The sequence below is a fragment of the Rhodococcus sp. Q genome (genome assembly GCF_005503035.1).
Classification (GTDB): Bacteria; Actinomycetota; Actinomycetes; order Mycobacteriales; family Mycobacteriaceae; genus Rhodococcus_G.
The window spans coordinates 22,554-39,132 of the sequence record NZ_SCOY01000002.1 but is presented as its reverse complement, the minus strand read 5'-3'; the positions used below and the strand labels follow the sequence as shown (position 1 = coordinate 39,132).

The 16,579-nt window shown below is 69.8% G+C and carries 18 protein-coding genes; 7 read left to right on the top strand and 11 right to left on the bottom strand.

Features of this window, described 5'->3' with window-relative positions; translation table 11 throughout:
- The first annotated feature begins 161 nt into the window (after positions 1-161).
- The gene (locus FFS72_RS02505; RefSeq protein WP_171018530.1) at positions 162-590 is read left to right on the top strand and encodes a hypothetical protein; all 429 of its coding nucleotides are present in this window, start codon (positions 162-164) and stop codon (positions 588-590) included.
- 39 nt (positions 591-629) lie between these two features.
- Here FFS72_RS02505 and FFS72_RS02500 read toward each other — a convergent pair whose 3' ends face one another.
- Positions 630-1,481, bottom strand: coding sequence for an alpha/beta fold hydrolase (locus tag FFS72_RS02500; RefSeq protein ID WP_137872475.1), 852 nt, complete (start codon positions 1,479-1,481; stop codon positions 630-632).
- 81 nt (positions 1,482-1,562) lie between these two features.
- A complete protein-coding gene (locus FFS72_RS02495) occupies positions 1,563-2,315 on the bottom strand; it encodes an alpha/beta hydrolase family protein (protein WP_137872474.1) in 753 nt (250 codons plus the stop codon).
- A 223-nt stretch (positions 2,316-2,538) separates the two neighbouring features.
- On the opposite strand from FFS72_RS02495, the gene FFS72_RS02490 reads away from it, so the two are divergent.
- Complete coding sequence (locus tag FFS72_RS02490; protein WP_137872473.1) at positions 2,539-2,892, top strand: hypothetical protein; 354 nt, start codon at positions 2,539-2,541, stop codon at positions 2,890-2,892.
- Positions 2,893-2,938: 46 nt separating this feature from the next.
- Complete coding sequence (locus FFS72_RS02485; protein WP_137872472.1) at positions 2,939-3,610, top strand: pyridoxine/pyridoxamine 5'-phosphate oxidase; 672 nt, start codon at positions 2,939-2,941, stop codon at positions 3,608-3,610.
- A 7-nt stretch (positions 3,611-3,617) separates the two neighbouring features.
- Here FFS72_RS02485 and FFS72_RS02480 read toward each other — a convergent pair whose 3' ends face one another.
- The 9 genes from FFS72_RS02480 to FFS72_RS02440 form a co-directional block, all read right to left on the bottom strand.
- The gene (locus FFS72_RS02480) at positions 3,618-4,007 is read right to left on the bottom strand and encodes a YchJ family protein (protein WP_137872471.1); all 390 of its coding nucleotides are present in this window, start codon (positions 4,005-4,007) and stop codon (positions 3,618-3,620) included.
- Positions 4,004-5,383 carry a metallopeptidase TldD-related protein gene (locus FFS72_RS02475; protein ID WP_137872470.1) on the bottom strand — a complete coding sequence of 460 codons (1,380 nt, stop codon included), beginning with the start codon at positions 5,381-5,383 and terminating at the stop codon, positions 4,004-4,006. The genes FFS72_RS02480 and FFS72_RS02475 overlap by 4 nt, the downstream gene beginning before the upstream one ends.
- 2 nt (positions 5,384-5,385) lie before the next feature.
- Positions 5,386-6,894, bottom strand: coding sequence for a TldD/PmbA family protein (locus FFS72_RS02470; RefSeq protein ID WP_137872469.1), 1,509 nt, complete (start codon positions 6,892-6,894; stop codon positions 5,386-5,388).
- A gap of 20 nt (positions 6,895-6,914) precedes the next feature.
- Positions 6,915-7,682: a TSUP family transporter gene (locus FFS72_RS02465; RefSeq protein ID WP_137872468.1), complete on the bottom strand. Its 768-nt coding sequence runs from the start codon at positions 7,680-7,682 to the stop codon at positions 6,915-6,917.
- A 59-nt stretch (positions 7,683-7,741) separates the two neighbouring features.
- Positions 7,742-9,073, bottom strand: a complete 1,332-nt coding sequence (locus tag FFS72_RS02460) for a sensor histidine kinase (protein ID WP_137872467.1) — start codon at positions 9,071-9,073, stop codon at positions 7,742-7,744.
- Positions 9,070-9,765 carry a response regulator transcription factor gene (locus tag FFS72_RS02455; RefSeq protein WP_137872466.1) on the bottom strand — a complete coding sequence of 232 codons (696 nt, stop codon included), beginning with the start codon at positions 9,763-9,765 and terminating at the stop codon, positions 9,070-9,072. Before FFS72_RS02455 ends, FFS72_RS02460 begins: the two co-directional genes overlap by 4 nt.
- Before the next feature lie 36 nt (positions 9,766-9,801).
- Positions 9,802-10,101, bottom strand: coding sequence for a hypothetical protein (locus FFS72_RS02450; RefSeq protein ID WP_137872465.1), 300 nt, complete (start codon positions 10,099-10,101; stop codon positions 9,802-9,804).
- A gap of 138 nt (positions 10,102-10,239) precedes the next feature.
- A complete protein-coding gene (locus tag FFS72_RS02445) occupies positions 10,240-11,295 on the bottom strand; it encodes a site-specific integrase (RefSeq protein ID WP_249353108.1) in 1,056 nt (351 codons plus the stop codon).
- 171 nt (positions 11,296-11,466) lie between these two features.
- On the bottom strand, positions 11,467-12,735 hold the full coding sequence (locus FFS72_RS02440) for a DUF1214 domain-containing protein (RefSeq protein ID WP_137872464.1): 1,269 nt from the start codon (positions 12,733-12,735) through the stop codon (positions 11,467-11,469).
- Between the two features lie 199 nt (positions 12,736-12,934).
- Here FFS72_RS02440 and FFS72_RS02435 point away from each other — a divergent pair, with 199 nt between their 5' ends.
- The 4 genes from FFS72_RS02435 to FFS72_RS02420 all read left to right on the top strand — a co-directional run bounded on the left by FFS72_RS02435 (position 12,935) and on the right by FFS72_RS02420 (position 16,574).
- Entirely contained in the window at positions 12,935-13,981 is a 1,047-nt protein-coding gene (locus tag FFS72_RS02435) for a hypothetical protein (protein WP_137872463.1), read from the top strand.
- Positions 13,982-14,161: 180 nt separating this feature from the next.
- The gene (gene msrA, locus FFS72_RS02430) at positions 14,162-14,671 is read left to right on the top strand and encodes a peptide-methionine (S)-S-oxide reductase MsrA (RefSeq protein WP_137872462.1); all 510 of its coding nucleotides are present in this window, start codon (positions 14,162-14,164) and stop codon (positions 14,669-14,671) included.
- Positions 14,672-14,718: 47 nt separating this feature from the next.
- Positions 14,719-15,933, top strand: a complete 1,215-nt coding sequence (locus tag FFS72_RS02425) for a GNAT family N-acetyltransferase (RefSeq protein WP_137872461.1) — start codon at positions 14,719-14,721, stop codon at positions 15,931-15,933.
- Positions 15,934-15,998: 65 nt separating this feature from the next.
- Positions 15,999-16,574: an FxsA family protein gene (locus FFS72_RS02420; RefSeq protein ID WP_137872460.1), complete on the top strand. Its 576-nt coding sequence runs from the start codon at positions 15,999-16,001 to the stop codon at positions 16,572-16,574.
- Positions 16,575-16,579 lie beyond the last annotated feature (5 nt).

Genomic DNA, 16,579 nt, shown 5'->3' with positions numbered 1-16,579 from the left:
GTCCGCGGCCCCGAAATGTGTGGCCCGCGCCCCGGCCGGGCTGACACGATCACGGTGTGGAACCGGTTTCGGATGTGTCGGTCGGTGCGTGGATTCGCCCGCGTCTGACGGGAGGATGGGGGTCCGTGACGGGTGTCGTTCCCGCCGGGTTCGACGCCTAGGTGCGGATACTGCACCCGCTCGACACCGTGGGTGCGGATGTCGTGCGGTGGCGTGATGTGGCGGCAGCAACCGGCCGAGTGGTTCATCCGCTGGTCCAGTGGTGGCGGCTGATCGACGCCCGGGAGCCGTTCGATCCACGAAGCGCACGATGGGATGGTGGCGAGCCGGAGGCCGGTGCGCTCGACGAACCGGACGCGGGCGTGCTCGTCGAACTGTTGGCCCGCCGTACCTCGACGCCCGACGTGGCGTACTTCGCCCTCTGGGAAGGATCCGGGCACTTCAACGGCAGCCGGGTCACCTACCGCGGAGTTGGAAGCCTTTCCGATCGGTCCGGCGGATTCGCTGCAGTACGACGCGGACTCCATCAACACGTGAGCCATGCCCGACCGGGCGCACCCGACGAGACCGTCGTTCGGTCACCACGGTGAATCCGGTGCTCGTCGGGTCGCCTGCGAAGAGGCATCAGCTCATCGGAGCAGGAACTCGACGGTGACCCGCTCGAATGCCTCCTTGGCTTCGATCATCACCCAATGCCCGCAGTTCGGGAAGATGTGCAACTCGGCATTGGGAATCAGGCGCATCGGGATCATCGGCATGTCCGGCGGACACTGACGATCGTCGCGACCCCACGTCAACAGGGTGGGGCACTGCACCTTGCCCATCATCGACCAGTAGGGCGGCAGTCCCGAACTGGCCATCGCCTGCTGCTGCGCCTCGAAAGCCCGGGAGCCGTACATCGCCGCCAGCGTCCGGTGCGACTCCGGATCGTTGGCCGTCTCCCACCGTTCCTCGATCCGCTCCTCGGTGACCACGGACCGGTCGTAGACCATGCACGCGAGCCAGCGAACCAACTTCTCGCGGCTCGGGCCGTCCGCGAAGTCCTGCAGCAGCCGGGTTCCCTCGCTCGGGTTCTGGCTGAAGATGTTCGGCCCGACCCCACCGATGGTGACGAGCTTGCTCACTCGCTCGGGGTGCTTCATGGCCACGTTGACGCCGACGACCCCGCCCATCGAATTACCGATCATCGCCGCCGAACCGATGCCGAGGGCATCCATGAATCGGATCACCGACGACCCCGCGGTCAGCACGGGATGCCCGTCGACCGGATCGCTCACACCGAACCCCGGGAATTCGAGAACGTAGCAGTGGAAGTGCTCGGCGAACACCTCCAGGTTTCCCCGGTAGTTCCGCCAACCGCTCACCCCGATTCCCGAGCCGTGCAGTAGCAGCAACGGCGGACCCTCGCCCGCCTCGTGATAGCGCAGTACCCCCTTGTCGGTGACGATCTCCCGCTTGGTCCCCTCGTAGGTCACGTCCATCCCGCCACACTAGAACACGTTCCAGTTGGCGAGGGGAGGATCGGCGTCCGGCACGGCGCCGGACGCCGATCCTCCGTCAGGTCAGTCCGCGGCCCGGCGGCCGAGGTGGTGGGCGAAGAACCGCGCCGAAGCGTCGCGTTCGCATTCGGGCACCTGGTCGTACCTGCCCGAATGGGCGTGCAACGTCTTGTCCGTCGAGCCGAAGGCGTCGAACAACGCGACATCGGAGGTGCGATCGAATTGTTCGTCGTCCCAAGGAATCCGGTACTCGACCGGGACGGTGACCTTCCGCGCGGCCTCGATCAGCGCGTCGTCCACGAAGACCCAACCGAAGCTCACGGCGGCGATGCGAGGTTCGACCGCCGCCAGCGTCATCCCCGTCACGACACCCAGTGACACGCCGCCGTAGCCGACCGGCGCGTCGGCACCGATCTCGGGCAGCGCCAGGAGTGCGTCCAGAGTCGCCCGCCACTCCGGTACCGCCCGCTCCGCCACCGCCACGTTGTAGTCGACGACGACGGGAGCGATCGGGTCGCCCGCCGCCCTGGCCCGGTGGATCGCGTCGATCCACCGCTGGTCCTCGGCGGTTCGCGGCCTGTCGCCGTGACCGGGCGCATCGACGGCCGCGACGCTGAACCCGTGCTCGGTCACGCTGCGGAGTGCGCTGGCGACGAGCCCCGGCGCCTTCTTGTGCATGCCACCGGAGTGCCCCAGAAGCAGCAGGGGAGCGCCGGCCGAACCGGATTCCGGCGACCAGAGCACACCCGGGACGTCGCCGCGGGTGAATGTGCGCTCGACGACACCGTTCGCCGATGTCTCAGAAGTGAAGTACATGATGTTGCCTTTCGGGATTGCCGAGTTTCGGGCGCTCCCGGCAACACCTACATCGGTTGCCGATCCGTGAACACGAGTGAGAGCACCCACCTGGTTACTGCGTTCATGGGTCTCACCTCCTCGCGCGATGTCACGGTCACGCGCACGCTATCAACGCGTGGTGAGGCCGGTCCAACGAATTTCGCTCCGCGCCACGACCACACCGACGCCGTAGGGTCGACCCATGATCGCGGTCGCGCGTCGTCGACGTTCCCAGCCACCGCCGCCGCGGTTCGTCCACGAGGCACTGATCGACCCGGACCGCGATCCGTCGCGCCCGTGGCTGCACCTGCTGGGGAACGAACAGCGGCCGATCGTCCTCGAATCCGAGGCACCCCATCTGGTCGTGTGGAGTTCCCTGTGGCCGTGGCGTCCGGACGCGCAGATTCGTTTCGACCTGACCGGTGTCGGGGGAACCACCCTCGAATGGACGCTCTACGTCGACGAACCGGCACCCGATCGGGAGACCATCGTCCGCATGCGCAAGCGGATCAACACGTTGATCAATGCGAACCTGCGGTTCACATTCGGGCAGTGACGCGCTCGGGGGTCAGGCAACAGCGTGGATCAGACAAAAAGGGGTGATGAACGACGTGGACGCCGAGAACCAGCTGCGAGACACACTCCGCGCGATTCCCGTCCTGACGGGTGTCTCGCCGGAGTTCGACCACACGGACGTACCGGACGACCCTCACGTCTTGTTCTCCGAGTGGCTTCTCGCCGCGACTCGGTCGGGCGTCGCGGAGCCGCATGCGATGACCCTGTCCACCGTCTCTGCCGACGGTCGGCCGTCGGCCCGCGTCCTGATCCTCAAGGACGTCGACAAGGACGGCTGGCACTTCGCGGTCAACTCGGTCAGCCGCAAGGGGCGTGAGCTGTCCGAGAATCCGGTTGCGGCGTTGACGTTCCACTGGCGCGAGCAGGTTCGACAGGTGCGGGTGTCGGGCCCCGTGGTCGCCGATCCGCCCGATCTCGCCGCCGCGGACTTCCGTGCGCGGCCGGTCGGTTCCCGCCTGCTCGCGTTGACCCGCAGACAGAGCGACAGGCTCAGCGGGGACGCCGAACTCGATGAGGCACTCGCGCGGGCAGCCCGCGAACTCGCCGCCGACCCCGACGTGGTGCCCGATGAATGGACCTCCTACGCCGTCCGAGCCGACGAGGTCGAGTTCTGGCAGGGCCATCCCGAGCGACGCCACATCAGAGTGCGCTACACCCTCGACGACGGGACCTGGTCACGTGCCGTGCTGTGGCCGTGACGGCTCGTCAGCCGAGCGCGTCGACGTACAGCCAGCGCCCGTGCTCGCGTACGAACCGGCTGTGCTCGTGCAGTGAGTCGCGGTCTCGGCCGTACCGGTAGTGGGCGACGAATTCGACGGTGCCCGCGGATTCGAGGAGGCTGCCGCCGGACCGCGACAGGATGTCGAGTCGCATCCACCGCTGGTCCGGGTCGAGGTCCAGGGACTTCGGGCGGGTGCTCGGATGCCAGGTGCGCAGCAGGTAATCGGCGTCACCGACCGCGAACGCCGCATACCGAGACCGCATCAACGCTTCCGCGGTCGGGGCCTCGGCGGCACCGGAATGGAAGCGGCCGCAGCAGTGGCCGTAGGTTTCGCCGGACAGGCACGGACACCGCACGTCCTCGGGAGCGGTCATTGCGCCGCGCTCACCGACGACATGTGGAAGTCCGGGATCCGCAGCGCCGGCATCGCGGTGCGCGTGAACCAGTCCTTCCACTCCCGCGGCAACGTCGGCTCGGTGGCGCCCGCCTCGGTGACCCGGCGCAGCAGGTCCAGCGGTGACTCGTTGAAGCGGAAGTTGTTGACGGCGGCGGTGACCCGGCCGTCCTCGACGAGGTACACGCCGTCGCGGGTCAGGCCCGTCAGCAGCAGCGTCGCCGGATCGACCTCACGGATGTACCAGAGGGTCGTCAGCAGGAGTCCCCGTTCGGTGCGCGCGACCATCTCGTCGAGGCTGGTGTCGCCGCCGGTGAGCAGCAGGTTCTCGCCCGGAACCGCGACGGGGACGTCGAATTCGCGTGCCGCGTGCCGCGGGTAGGCGAGCGCGTTGATCGTGCCGTCTCGGATCCAGTCGACCCGATCGGCGGCGAGGCCGTTGTCGAAGACCGACAGCGACTCGCTCGACGCGGCGGTCGCCACGAACGGCGCGTACTCGAGGCCGGGGGAACGCGGATCGGAGAACAGTGTCAGCGGCAGGTCGGTGAGCTTCTCGCCGACGCGGGTGCCACCCGCCCGCGACAGGGCGGTGTGGCCTTCCTGCGCGCCGCGACCCTCCATCGTCCACATCAGGTAGATCATCAGGTCGGCGACCGCGGACGGCGGCAGCAGCGTCTCGTAGCGTCCGGCGGGCAGCGCGACGGTGCGGCTCGCCCAGTCGAGGCGGGTACTCAACTGGGACAGCAGGTTCGGGACGTCGACGTCGGCGAAGTCGAGGGTGCCCGCACCGACCCAGGCGCTCGCGTCGCCGCGCTTGCCGTTGATCTCCACCGAGCCGGTCGGCTGGGTGAACCGGCGCCGCAGTCCCGTGGTGGTGCCGAGCCAGGTGCTGTGCATCTGGTGGTGCGCGAACCCGTACAGCCGGTCGGTGCCGGCGAATCCGTCCGCCAACCCACCGGTGATGCCGCCGAACACCTCGACTCCGGTCTCGGCGAGCCCGTCGGACCAGCCGGCGTCCGGGCCGGAGCCGGATTCGATCAGCGGCATCGCGTCGTCGGCGGGCCGGGCGGTGCGGGCGGCGTCCTCGGCGGCGCGCACGACACCGGCAATCGCGTCGGGGTCGACACTCGACGACGTCACCGACCCGACACGGGCCTGGTCGCCGTCGCGGACGACCGCGACGACCGTCCAGCTGCGGGAGCGCGAATCCCCGTTCGTGGTCATCGAATTGCCCGCCCACCGCAGCGACGTCTCCGCGGCGTCGGTGACTATGACCATCGCCTCGTCGACCGTCACCAGCGCCAACGCCTGTTCGACGACGTCCTGTGCGGAGATCGCCGCGGGGCCCCCGCTCATCGTCACTGTCCCCCCTCGTTTCGGGTGTTGAGAACATTGACGCCCCGGAACAGCGCCGACGGGCAGCCGTGGCTGACCGCGGCGACCTGACCGGGTTGCGCCTTCCCACAGTTGAACGCGCCGCCGAGCCGCCACGTCGACGGGCCGCCGACCGCCTCCATCGACCCCCAGAAGTCGGTGGTCGTCGCCTGGTAGGCGACGTCGCGGACCTGGCCGTCGAGCTTGCCGTCGCGAATCCGGTAGAACCGCTGCCCGGTGAACTGGAAGTTGTAGCGCTGCATGTCGATCGACCAGCTCTTGTCGCCGACGACGTAGATGCCGTCCTCGACCCGGGCGATCAGCTCCGCGGTGCTCGTGTCCCGGCCGGGGTCGGGTTGCAGGGACACGTTCGCCATGCGCTGGATCGGGACGTGATGCGGGGAGTCCGCGTAGGAGCAGCCGTTGGAGCGGTCCAGTCCGAGCCTGGGCGCGAACACCCGGTCGAGCTGGTAGCCGACGAGGACACCGTCGCGAACCAGATCCCAGCGCTGTCCGGACACGCCGTCGTCGTCGAACCCGACGCTCGCCAGACCGTGCACCTCGGTGCGGTCGGCGGTGACGTGCATGATCGGGGTCCCGTACTTCAGGGTGCCGAGCTGGTCGGGGGTCGCGAACGAGGTTCCCGCATAGGCGGCCTCGTAGCCGATCGCGCGGTCGTATTCGGTGGCGTGGCCGATGGATTCGTGGATCGTGAGCCACAGGTTCGTCGGATCGATCACCAGGTCGGTCGGGCCGGCGACCACGGACGGCGCCTTCGCCTTCTCGGCCAGCCACTCGGGAATGCGTGCCAGTTCGGCGTCCCAGTCGTCACCGCTCAGGTACTCCCAACCGCGACCGGCCGGCGGGACCAGTGTCCGCATCGTCTCGAAGCTGCCGGCGGCGGCGTCGACGGCGGTGGCCTCCAGTTCGGGGTGCAGCCGCACCCGCTGCTGCGTGATCCGCGACCCGGCGAGGTCGGCGTAGAACGTCTGCTCCTTGACTTGCAGCGTGCTCGCGGTGACGTGGTCGACGCCGTCCGCGGCGGACAGTCGGCCCGAGTACTCGGCGAGCAGCCCGACCTTGTCGGCGGTCGGGACGGTGAACGGGTCCACCTCGTACGCCGACACCCACACCGCGTCGGCGTGGACGGGCTCGGCGGCGAGCTCGACCGGGTCCCGGTTCAGTGAGCGCAGCGCGCGTGCGACCTCGACGGCCCGGGCCGCGGTCCGCGCCGCGGACTCCGCGGTCAGCTCGGCGTGCGACGCGAAACCCCAGGTGCCGTCCACGATCACGCGGACCGCCAACCCCAGCTCGTCGCCGTCGACGACCGACTGGACCTTGCCGTCCCGCAACCGGATCGACTGGGTGCGCAGCCGGTGCACCCGCAGGTCCGCATGGCTCGCACCCGCGGTACGGGCCGCGGACAGGGCCGCGTCGGCGAGCTGCCTCAGGGGCAGTGCCAGGAAGTCCGGATCGACGTCGTGTGTTCCCACCCGGTCAACCTAACGAACTCTCATCCGAACTGCTGCCAGCCCAGTCGGATCACCATCACCACGACCACGACCAGCAGCACGATCCGAATGAACCCGGCCCCCTTCGCGAGCGCCATCCTGGCCCCGACGACCGAACCGATCACGTTGCACACGGCCATCGCCAGCCCCAGTGACCACCACACGTTTCCGGTGGCCGCGAAGAACACGAGGGCGCCGACGTTGGAGCCGAGGTTGATCACCTTCGCCATCGCGGCGCTGCGGACGAACTCGGTGCCCAGCATCACCGCGAACGTGATGATGAGGAAGGTGCCGGTGCCGGGACCGAAGAGACCGTCGTAGAAACCGAGTGCACCGCCCGCGACGAGGACTGTCGTGACCACCTTCAGCCGCGACGGCCGGTGCGTGGCGAGTGTCGTGCCGATGGTGGGCCGCATCGTCACGAACACGGCGACCGCGATCAGCAGCACCATGATGATCGGGATGAACAGGTCCTTGTCGATCAACGACACGACGGCCGCACCCGCCGCCGAGCACACCGCGGCGAGGACTGCCGCGGGAACCATCAGCCGCCATTCGAGGCGCACCTTGCGGGAGAACGTCAGGACCGCGGCCGCGGTGCCGTTGACGGCCGTCAACTTGTTGGTGGCCAGCGCTTCCTGCGGCGTCATCTGCGGCATCGTCAGCAGGATCACGGGCAGCAGGATCAACCCGCCGCCGCCGACGACGGCGTCCACCCAACCCGCCGCGAGCGCGGCGGTCATCAGGACACCCCAGTCGGCCCAACCCATCGGCCAACCCAATCACAGACCGGTCGTGGCGCCGCGACGGACGCGCTCGGTCGAGCCCGTCAGGACGGTGCCCGGGGCAGCCTCAGCACCAGCCGGACACCACCGAGCGGACTGTCCTCGAACCAGGCGACGCCCCCGTGCAGTTGCGCCTGCTGACGGATCAACGCCAACCCCAGCCCCGATCCACCCGCCGCCGCGTCGGCACCGCGCCGGAATCGTTCGAACAGCACCTCACGCTCACCCGTGGGCACCCCGGTGCCGTCGTCGGTCACCGCGACATACACCGCGTCGCGACCGTCCCGGGCACCGATCTCGACCACCTGCGCCCCGCCGTGCCGGACCGCGTTGGTCACGGCGTTGTCGACCGCGAGCCGCAGCCCGGCAGGCAGACCGACCACCGTCAGGGTCGGCGGCACGTCCAGACGGATGTCGACCCCGGGGTGGGTTCGGGTCGCGTCCTGCGCGGCGCGGTCCAACAACTCGGCCAGATCGACCGGCACGAAATCGGCGCCCGACGTCAGGTCCCCGGCCGCGAGCCGTTCCAGCGCGCCCAGAGTGGCCTCTGCCCGCCGCTGCGTGCGCAACGTGTCGGCCAGGACCTCCCGGCGCGTGGACTCGGGCAGGTCCATCGTCGCCGCGACCTCGAGGTTGGTGCGCATCGCGGTCATCGGGGTCCGCAACTCGTGGGCGGAGGCGGCCGCGAAGTCCCGGGCCGTCTCCAGCGCCGACCGCGTGCGTGCGCGCTCGTCGGCGTTGGCCTCGAGCAGCTGCCGGAGCGCCCCGGCCAACTCCTCGGCCTCCCGCGCTCCCGACCCCTGCGGCGGCGGAGCCCCCGGATCGACGCCGAGCCGGCGGGTCTGTTCCGCGAGCCTGCGCAACGGCGCGATCGCGACCCCCGCGAACAGCCACCCCAGCGCGGCCGCCACGAGGATCGCCCCGAGACCGATGACCACCGTCCATCGGTGCAGCCCGGTGATCGTCGAGCGGGCCGGGTCGGTCGGGGCGCCGACCGACAGCGTCGCGCCGAGCGCGTTGATCACCTCGACCGTCCGCACCCGATAGTGCGTGCCGTCCACCGTCGCGTCACTCCAGCCCTCCGGCGACTGCGGCAGTGTCGCGGCGGTCGTCGACACCACCAGTCCACCCGCGCGGAGGGTGCCCGCGTAGTCCGGTGGCAGCGGCAGCGGTCCCTGCAGGACCCGCAGGCTGGTCAGGTTCGCCGCCGTCACCTGGGTGACCGAATCGAGCTTGGCGTCGAGCTGCGCGGTGACCTGGCGTTCGATGCCGATCCAGGCGACCCCACCTAGCACCAGCACGACCAGTGCGGTCCCGAGCGCCGCCGCCGCGGTCACCCGTAGGCGCAGCGAAACCGGTCCCCGGTGCGTGGTCATCCGTCTCGAAGGACGAACCCGACCCCGCGCACGGTGTGCAGTACCCGGGGCGCGCCTCCGAACTCCAGCTTGCGCCGCAGGTAGCTGACGAAGACGTCCACGACGTTCGTCTCGGTCTCGAAGTCGTACCCCCACACCTTCTCGAGCAGGGTCTCGCGGCCGAGCACCACCCCACGGTTCTCGGCCAGCACCGCGAGCAGGTCGAACTCCCGCTTGGTCAGATGCACCGTCGTGCCGTCGACGTCGACGCGGCGGCCCAGCAGGTCGACGTCGACCGGTCCGACGTGGACCGTCCCACCGGTGTGTCCGCCGACCGGATCCGGCCGACGCCGCAGGAGAGCGCGAATCCGCGCGACCAGTTCACTGAACTCGTACGGCTTCACCATGTAGTCGTCCGCGCCTGCCTCGAGGCCCGCGATCCGGTCGTCGACCGCGCTTCGTGCGCTGAGCACACACACCGGGACGTCGTTGTTCGTCGCCCGCAACGCGGTGACCACGCCCACCCCGTCGAGCACGGGCAGATTGAGGTCGAGCACGATCAGGTCCGGATCGTGCTCGGCGACGGCACGCAGCGCAGCAGCCCCGTCGGCTGCGGTGAAGGCCGCGAACTGCGAGAGTTCGAGGCCCCGCTGCAGCGCGATCAGGACGTCCGCGTCGTCCTCGACGATCAGCACCTTGTGGACAGCAACCACCCCCTCATCTTGCAGGGCCGCGCCGCTACGCGCCGGTTATGCGGCCTCGGCCGCGGGCGGCGGGTTCAGCAGGGACTCCACCGCGTCCGCCCATTCCCGGAAGCCGTCCGTCCACACCTGCGCCGGCTCGGTGGCGAATACGAGGACGTCGATCGCGTCGTCGGGCGTCGCACCGGGCAGCACGGACGCCATCCATCCGCGGCCGGGCTCGGTGACGAGCACCTCCCGACAGTTCCGCCCGTCCGCGATGATCGCGGCCAGCCCACGGCTGCGAAGTTCGGCGGTCGTCGCGGTGATGCAGCGCCGCTCCCGGTTCGTCTTCCGAATGCTCGACATGACGCCTCCCGGCCTCTCGAAACACCGCGCTCTCCAGGGAGATTCGCTTCCCGAAAAGCCTGTGTGACCAGGCTAGGGATGGAAGGTGGGGGTTCTATTGGGGGCGAGTGAGAACTCTGTGAGAGTCGGCGCGGCGCATCAGAGCCCGAGGGCGGTGACCGCGTTGCCGTGCAGTCCCGCGTGTTGCCGGGAGTACAGGGCGATCATCCGCTGATCGGTGTGTCCGCTCTGCGTCATGATCTGCTCCGCACTCGCGGCGTTGCGGACCGCCTGGGTGACGAAACCGGCTCGCAGACTGTGCCCGCCGAGCATCGCCACGAACTCGTCCGCGTACCCGGCCTGGCGGGCGCGGCGTTGGATCATCGACGCGATCGCCTGCCCCGACAGCGCCACCTCGCCCAGGCTGCCGGTGCGGTGCACGCTGCGGAACAGGGGTCGCGGCGTGCCGACGGTGGTCGCGGTGAGTCCGCGGCAGCGGTGCTCGGTGTGGGGGTCGTCCTCGTCGAGCAGCGCGGCGACCGCGTCGCGTCCGCCCGTGTCCCACGCGTCGACGACCTCCCGCCACCTGCGGTACGCGCACACCGGGCAGGTCACCGGCGACGACCCGTAGGGGAGGGTGACGGTGCGGCCGGCGGCGGCCTGGTCGGTCTTCGAGCGGCGGATCGTCACGTACAGGCCGTCGGCGCGGTGCGGCCGGACGTCCGAGACGAGCAGCCCGGACAGTTCGGAGCGGCGCATCGCCCCGGTCAGCCCCGTCAACAGCAGGGCGGAGTCGCGACGCTCCGCGGCCCGCTCCGGCCAGCGCCCGGCACCCTGTCGCATCGTCTCGACGATGATGCGGACGTCGTCGGTGAGCAGCGGTTCGCGCCGCGCCGGCGGGGTGGCGCGACTGCGGGCGATGCCGCGCAGGATCTCCCGGACCGCGGACGCCTGACCCGGTTTCGGATGCCCGGCGAGCGAATGGATCGTGTTGATCGACGCCACCCACCGCGTCATCGTCGACGGCGCGTACGCGGGCCTGCCGTCCGGCCGCACCTCCGCCGACTTCTCGGCTAGGAACCAGCCGACGAGTTCCGGGGTCGCGGGGAGCGGCGGTTGACCGACACGCTCGCACCAGCGGCCGAAGATCGTCCAGTCGCTGATCTGTGCGGCGCGGGTGTTCTCGGAGACGGCGGCGCGGCGCAGTCTGTTCATCGCGTCCGCGACGTCCTCGGGGACGGGTGTCGCGGGGATGAGCGGCCCGGTGTCGGCGCTGCGGACCAGGTGGGTGGGCGGATCCTGTCGTCGCACTGTGTCCAGTCTCCCGTTCCCTCACCCGGTCGGCGTCTCCGAGCACCGAACGTTACGCCGACCGGTGTCGCTGCTTCAGGCCAGTTCGGTCAGCGGCGGCGGTGCCCAACCACCGTTGCCGACGAAGCTCTTCGGCACGTAGCAGCGGAAGGTGAGCGAGAACGGTGTGTCCGGTGCGGACGGCAGCCAGTTCGACTCCGGTACGCCGGGAACGGGATTCGGGCCTACACCGAGCGTCAGCGAACCGTCGGCTCCATAGGTCACCGGCGAGTGGTCGTTGATGTTGTAGCGGTGCAGCGCGTTGGGGATGACGCGGAAGTCGGGGACCGAGACGAGGATGACCGACCAGTACCCGTCCACGACGGAGGACGGTAGGTCGTCGGCCGGGAAGTGCAGCGTGTAACTCTTCCCGCCGTCGAGTGGGCCGCCGTCGGCGCCGTGGCTGGTGTTGAAGTAGATCACCTCCTCGGAGGTGTTCGCCCAGATGCCGAGCAGGTCGACGACGGTGCGGGTGGTGTAGTCGGCGCCGTAGTTGCCCGACGCCATGCCGCCCACCCACCTGTTCACGTACGGCGTGCTCTTCGTGAGCGCGAACTCCTTGAACTCGGGGACGACCGACGTCCGCAGGAAGGTGTCGACCCGGGCCCGCACCGCCGGATCGGTCGCCAGGTGGTCGGCGACGGACCGGGCGAGGATCTGCATGCGGAACGCGGCGGGGGAGACGTCGCTGGCGCTGGCCAGGACGGCGTCGAGGTTGTCGAAGATGTCGGCCCCCAGGAGGTCCGCGTTCCCGAAGGCAGGGATGTCCGGCGGTGCGGCGACGGTCACGTCGCCCAGCGGGGTGGCCGTGAACTCGTGCTGCAGCGCGACGGCACCGTCGGGGTCGTCGGCGAGTTCGATCCGCGCGAGCATCTTGGCCTTGGCGGAATGCAGTTCCAGACGGGTGGCGCCGTCCGGGATCGGCGGGAAGGTTCCCGGCTTGACCAGCGCGAACGTCCCGTGCGGCTTCGACGGGGTGGTCCGGTCGTTGATGTTGAACACCACTTCGCCCCACTCGTCGAGGACCTGCGCGGTGTAGTAACGCCCGGTGATCGCCGGCACGTCCAGAAGTACGGCGGTGTCGTCGTCCACGGCGAACCACGCCTCCAGGTAGGCGACGTCGAAGTTCGGGTTGACGAAGTCGGCGCTGCCCAGCGGGTTGTACCTGATCCGGTTGTAGGCGAATCCGTCTGCGGCCCGGTCGGTGTTCTCCTGCCGGATCACGAGGAATCGCGCCAACAGATAGATGTACGCCTGCCGGATGTCGTCGTCGGTGGGCGTCCAGTGGGTCGGTGACTCGGTCATCGAGCGTGACTCCTTCGCAAGTTCGGGCGCCACCCCCGGTGGCAGTTTTTCGATGGTCTCCGAGGGGCGTCTGCACCGGCCTCACCCGCACCGTATGAACTCCGACTTCAAACTCATCATAAGTGGGAATTATGACGATCAAGATTAGTCGTTTCATTACGTGATGCGTTACGTTTCAAAGGCTGTAATGTAATGAATCGTGCAGCAGCAGCCGGAGAACGAGGGACCGAAGCCGGGACGCCCCCGGAAGTACGCCAGCGACGCCGACCGTGTCCGCGCCTTCCGTGCGCGGCAGAAGCAGCGGGAACGCGACGGTGACGTCGAGGCGGTCGAGACCGCGACACCCACCGAGGCGGTTGGCGTCCTCGAGAAGACGCTGACCGACCTGCGCGCCCTGAGCGCAGGCACGCTCGAGCAGTTCACCGTCGTCGCCCGGCAGATCACCGCCGCGGTCGACCGCCTCGCCGACCCCGAGGTCGTCGACGCCGCCCTCCACCGCGCCAACGTCGAACTCGCGCAGACCAAGGCCGCCCACGCCACCGAACTCGCCGATCTGCGCGCGAAACTCGATATCGCGGTCGACGACCGCGCGAACGCCGACGCGGCCGTCGTCGCGGTCGACGCGGAATATGCCGCCGCCGCCGAGGCCCACAACGCCGAGATCGAGACACTCGCGACGGCCCACGAGGCGCGCCTGCAGGAACTCGCGGACGAGAAGACCTCTGCTCTGGCGGACCGCGACGCGGCACTCGCCGCAGCAGACGAACGAGCCGACCTGCTGCGCGACCAGCTCCGCGAGAGTCAGGAACACCTGGCGGCCGCCGAGCGTCGCGCCGACGCCGCCGAACAAGCGGCGGCGACCGAGAAGCAGCGCGGCACCGAGTCGTCGGAGGCCGCGGCGCGGCATCTCACGCAGGTCACCGCCGTGTTCGAGCAGCGCATCGACGATCTGCGGACGGCGGCGGACACTGCCGCACACGCCGCGACGGCCACGGTCACACGCCTCGAAGCCGCGGTCGACCAGGAACGCGGCGCCGCCGCCGCGGCGAACCAGAGGATCGACGCCCTCCGCGACGAGTTGGAACGCTGCCGCATCGAGGCCGGGCAGGCGGGAGCAGCGGAAGCCGCACAGCGGGAGCAGGTGGCCGCCCTCCGGGAGGAGATCGCGCAACTGCGAGCGGAAAGAACGGCGCCGGCACCACCGGCCGAGAAGGAGGGGCGGCGCGAGAAGCAGCGACCGGTCTGACCGACAGCGCCCACTGCGCGGCGGATGTCGGTCGCCGGTGGCTCCGCCCTACCTATGTGCTCTGCCTCGAGGTCGATGTGTATCTGTTGCGGAATGCGAGGATCGAACGCGTCGCGGGAATTTCTCGTCGACCCGCCGCGCTGTGCGGTGATACCGGTGACATTTCATGAAGGAGGACGAATGGCCGACACGCGCACGGCGATCCTGGCGGGCGGATGCTTCTGGGGCATGGAGGACCTGATTCGCAGGCAGCCCGGCGTCCTGTCGACCCGAGTCGGCTACACCGGGGGAAGCAACGACAACCCCACGTACCGCAACCATCCCGGGCACGCCGAAGCCGTGGAGATCGTCTACGACCCCGAGCGCACCGACTACCGCGCGCTGCTGGAGTTCTTCTTCCAGATCCACGACCCGTCCACCGAGAACCGTCAGGGCAACGACGTCGGAACCTCGTACCGGTCGGCGATCTATTACCTCGACGACGAGCAGAAGCGGGTCGCCCTGGCCACCATCGTCGACGTCGACGATTCGCGGCTGTGGCCCGGCAAGGTCGTGACCGAGGTGACGCCCGCGAGCACCTTCTGGGAAGCGGAACCGGAGCACCAGGACTACCTGTTGCGTTACCCGGACGGCTACACCTGCCACTTCCCCCGCCCGGGCTGGAAGCTGCCGAACTCCAACGGCGCGTAGCAGTTCCTCACTCAGGTGGGGGCACGACAGAGAAGGGGCCAGCGACGATGAACGCCGCACCCGACGTCCGGATCCTGCGCGGCGAGGCGGAGTTGTTGCGCGCCAACGACATCTTCCGGACCGCGATGGTGGGGCTGCCGCATCTCGGTGACCTCGCGGCGGGGGAGATAGCGGACCTTCTCGAGCCGGGCCGCACGCTCGGCGCGTTCGTGGACGGGGTCATGGTCGGCACCGCGGACAGCACCGGCGGGGAGCTGACGCTGCCCGGCGGGGCGCGCGTCCCGCACGCCGCCGTCACCCACATCGGGGTGCTCCCCACGCACACCCGGCGCGGGGTGCTGCGGGCGCTGGTCACCACACAGCTCCGCACGGCACGGGGCAACGGCGACGTGGCCGCGACGCTGCGCGCCTCCGAGGCCACCATCTACGAACGCTTCGGATACGGCGTCGCGGGCAGTTCCGCGACGTGGGAACTGGTGACACGGCGCGCTCGGCTGCGGACCTCGTCCGATCGCCCGGTCCGGTTCGTCGACGTCGACCCCGCCGTGTGCGAACGGATCTACACGTCGACGCGCAGCGACCGTCCCGGCACCATCGACCGGGCGCCGCAGTGGTGGGCGTTCGGGCGTCGCCGTGACTCCCGGTCCACCGCACACCCCGGCTACCTCGTGGTCTGCGGGGCTCCGGGCGCCGAAACGGGGTACGTGAGGTACCGGCCCGCCACCCCCGAGCGCTGGTTCTCCGCCGACCAGAGGACCGTGATCGTCGAGGACCTCGTCGCCGCCGACGCCGACACCACGACTGCGCTGCTTCAGTTCCTCCTCACCCTCGACCTCGTGGACCGGCTCGTGTTCACCGCACTTCCCGTCGACACCGCGCTGCCGTGGCTGCTCACCGACCACCGCGCCGCCCGGATGGTGTCGGCGAGCGACGAGACGTGGCTGCGGGTGCTCGACGTGCCGCGCGCCCTCGCGGCCCGTGAGTACCGCGGTACCGGATCGGTGACGATCGAGGTCGAGGACGCGGTGATCCCCGAGAACAGCGGCCGCTACCTGATCTCCGGCGGCGAAGCGACCGCGACGCACGACAGCCCGCAGATCGTCGTCGACGCGTCCGCACTGGGATCGGTCCTGCTCGGTGGGGTGCGCTGGCACCAGCTCGCCGACAGCGGCCGGGTCCGCGTCCTCGACACCGCCGCCCTCGATGCGGCCGAGGACCTGTTCTGGTGGCCGCGGGCGGCGTTCGCGGGTTTCACCTTCTGACGGGTCGGGAGAAAATCGGGCATCCCGGTCGTTGACAGGGGAGAGCACCGATCGAAAGGACCCACATGATCCCCGCACTGTTCGTGCTGTACCTCGTGGTGGAGGTCGCGACGGTGGTGTGGCTCGGCAGCACCATCGGCGTCGGCTGGACCATCCTGCTGTTCCTGGCGACCTGGGCGATCGGCTTGTGGCTGGTGAGGTCGCAGTTCCGCAAGGTGCTGACGCAGTTCCGGGACGCCGGCCAGAACGCGGCCTCCGTCGGAGGCGCCGTCGCCGACGGCGCCCTCGTCGCGGGCGGCACCGCCCTGCTGATCGTTCCGGGCCTCGTCACCAGCGTGCTCGGTCTCCTGATGCTGGCACCCCCGACCCGACGGGTCCTGCGCCCGCTCGCGGTGCTGCTCGGCGGACGCCGCCTCGCCGTCGTCACCGCGTCCGGCGCCGCCGGTGCGGGCGTCTACGCCCGCACCCGCCGCACGACGGTGGTCGACGGCGTCGTCGTCGAGGACACCGTCGTCGACACCGGCACCGACCCGTTCGGTTCGCCGTCGACACACATCGTCGACCCCTTCGCGATCGAGGGTGAGATCGTCGCCCCCGACCATCCCCGTGCGCAGCGCCCGGACCACGGGCAGGCACACTGAATCCC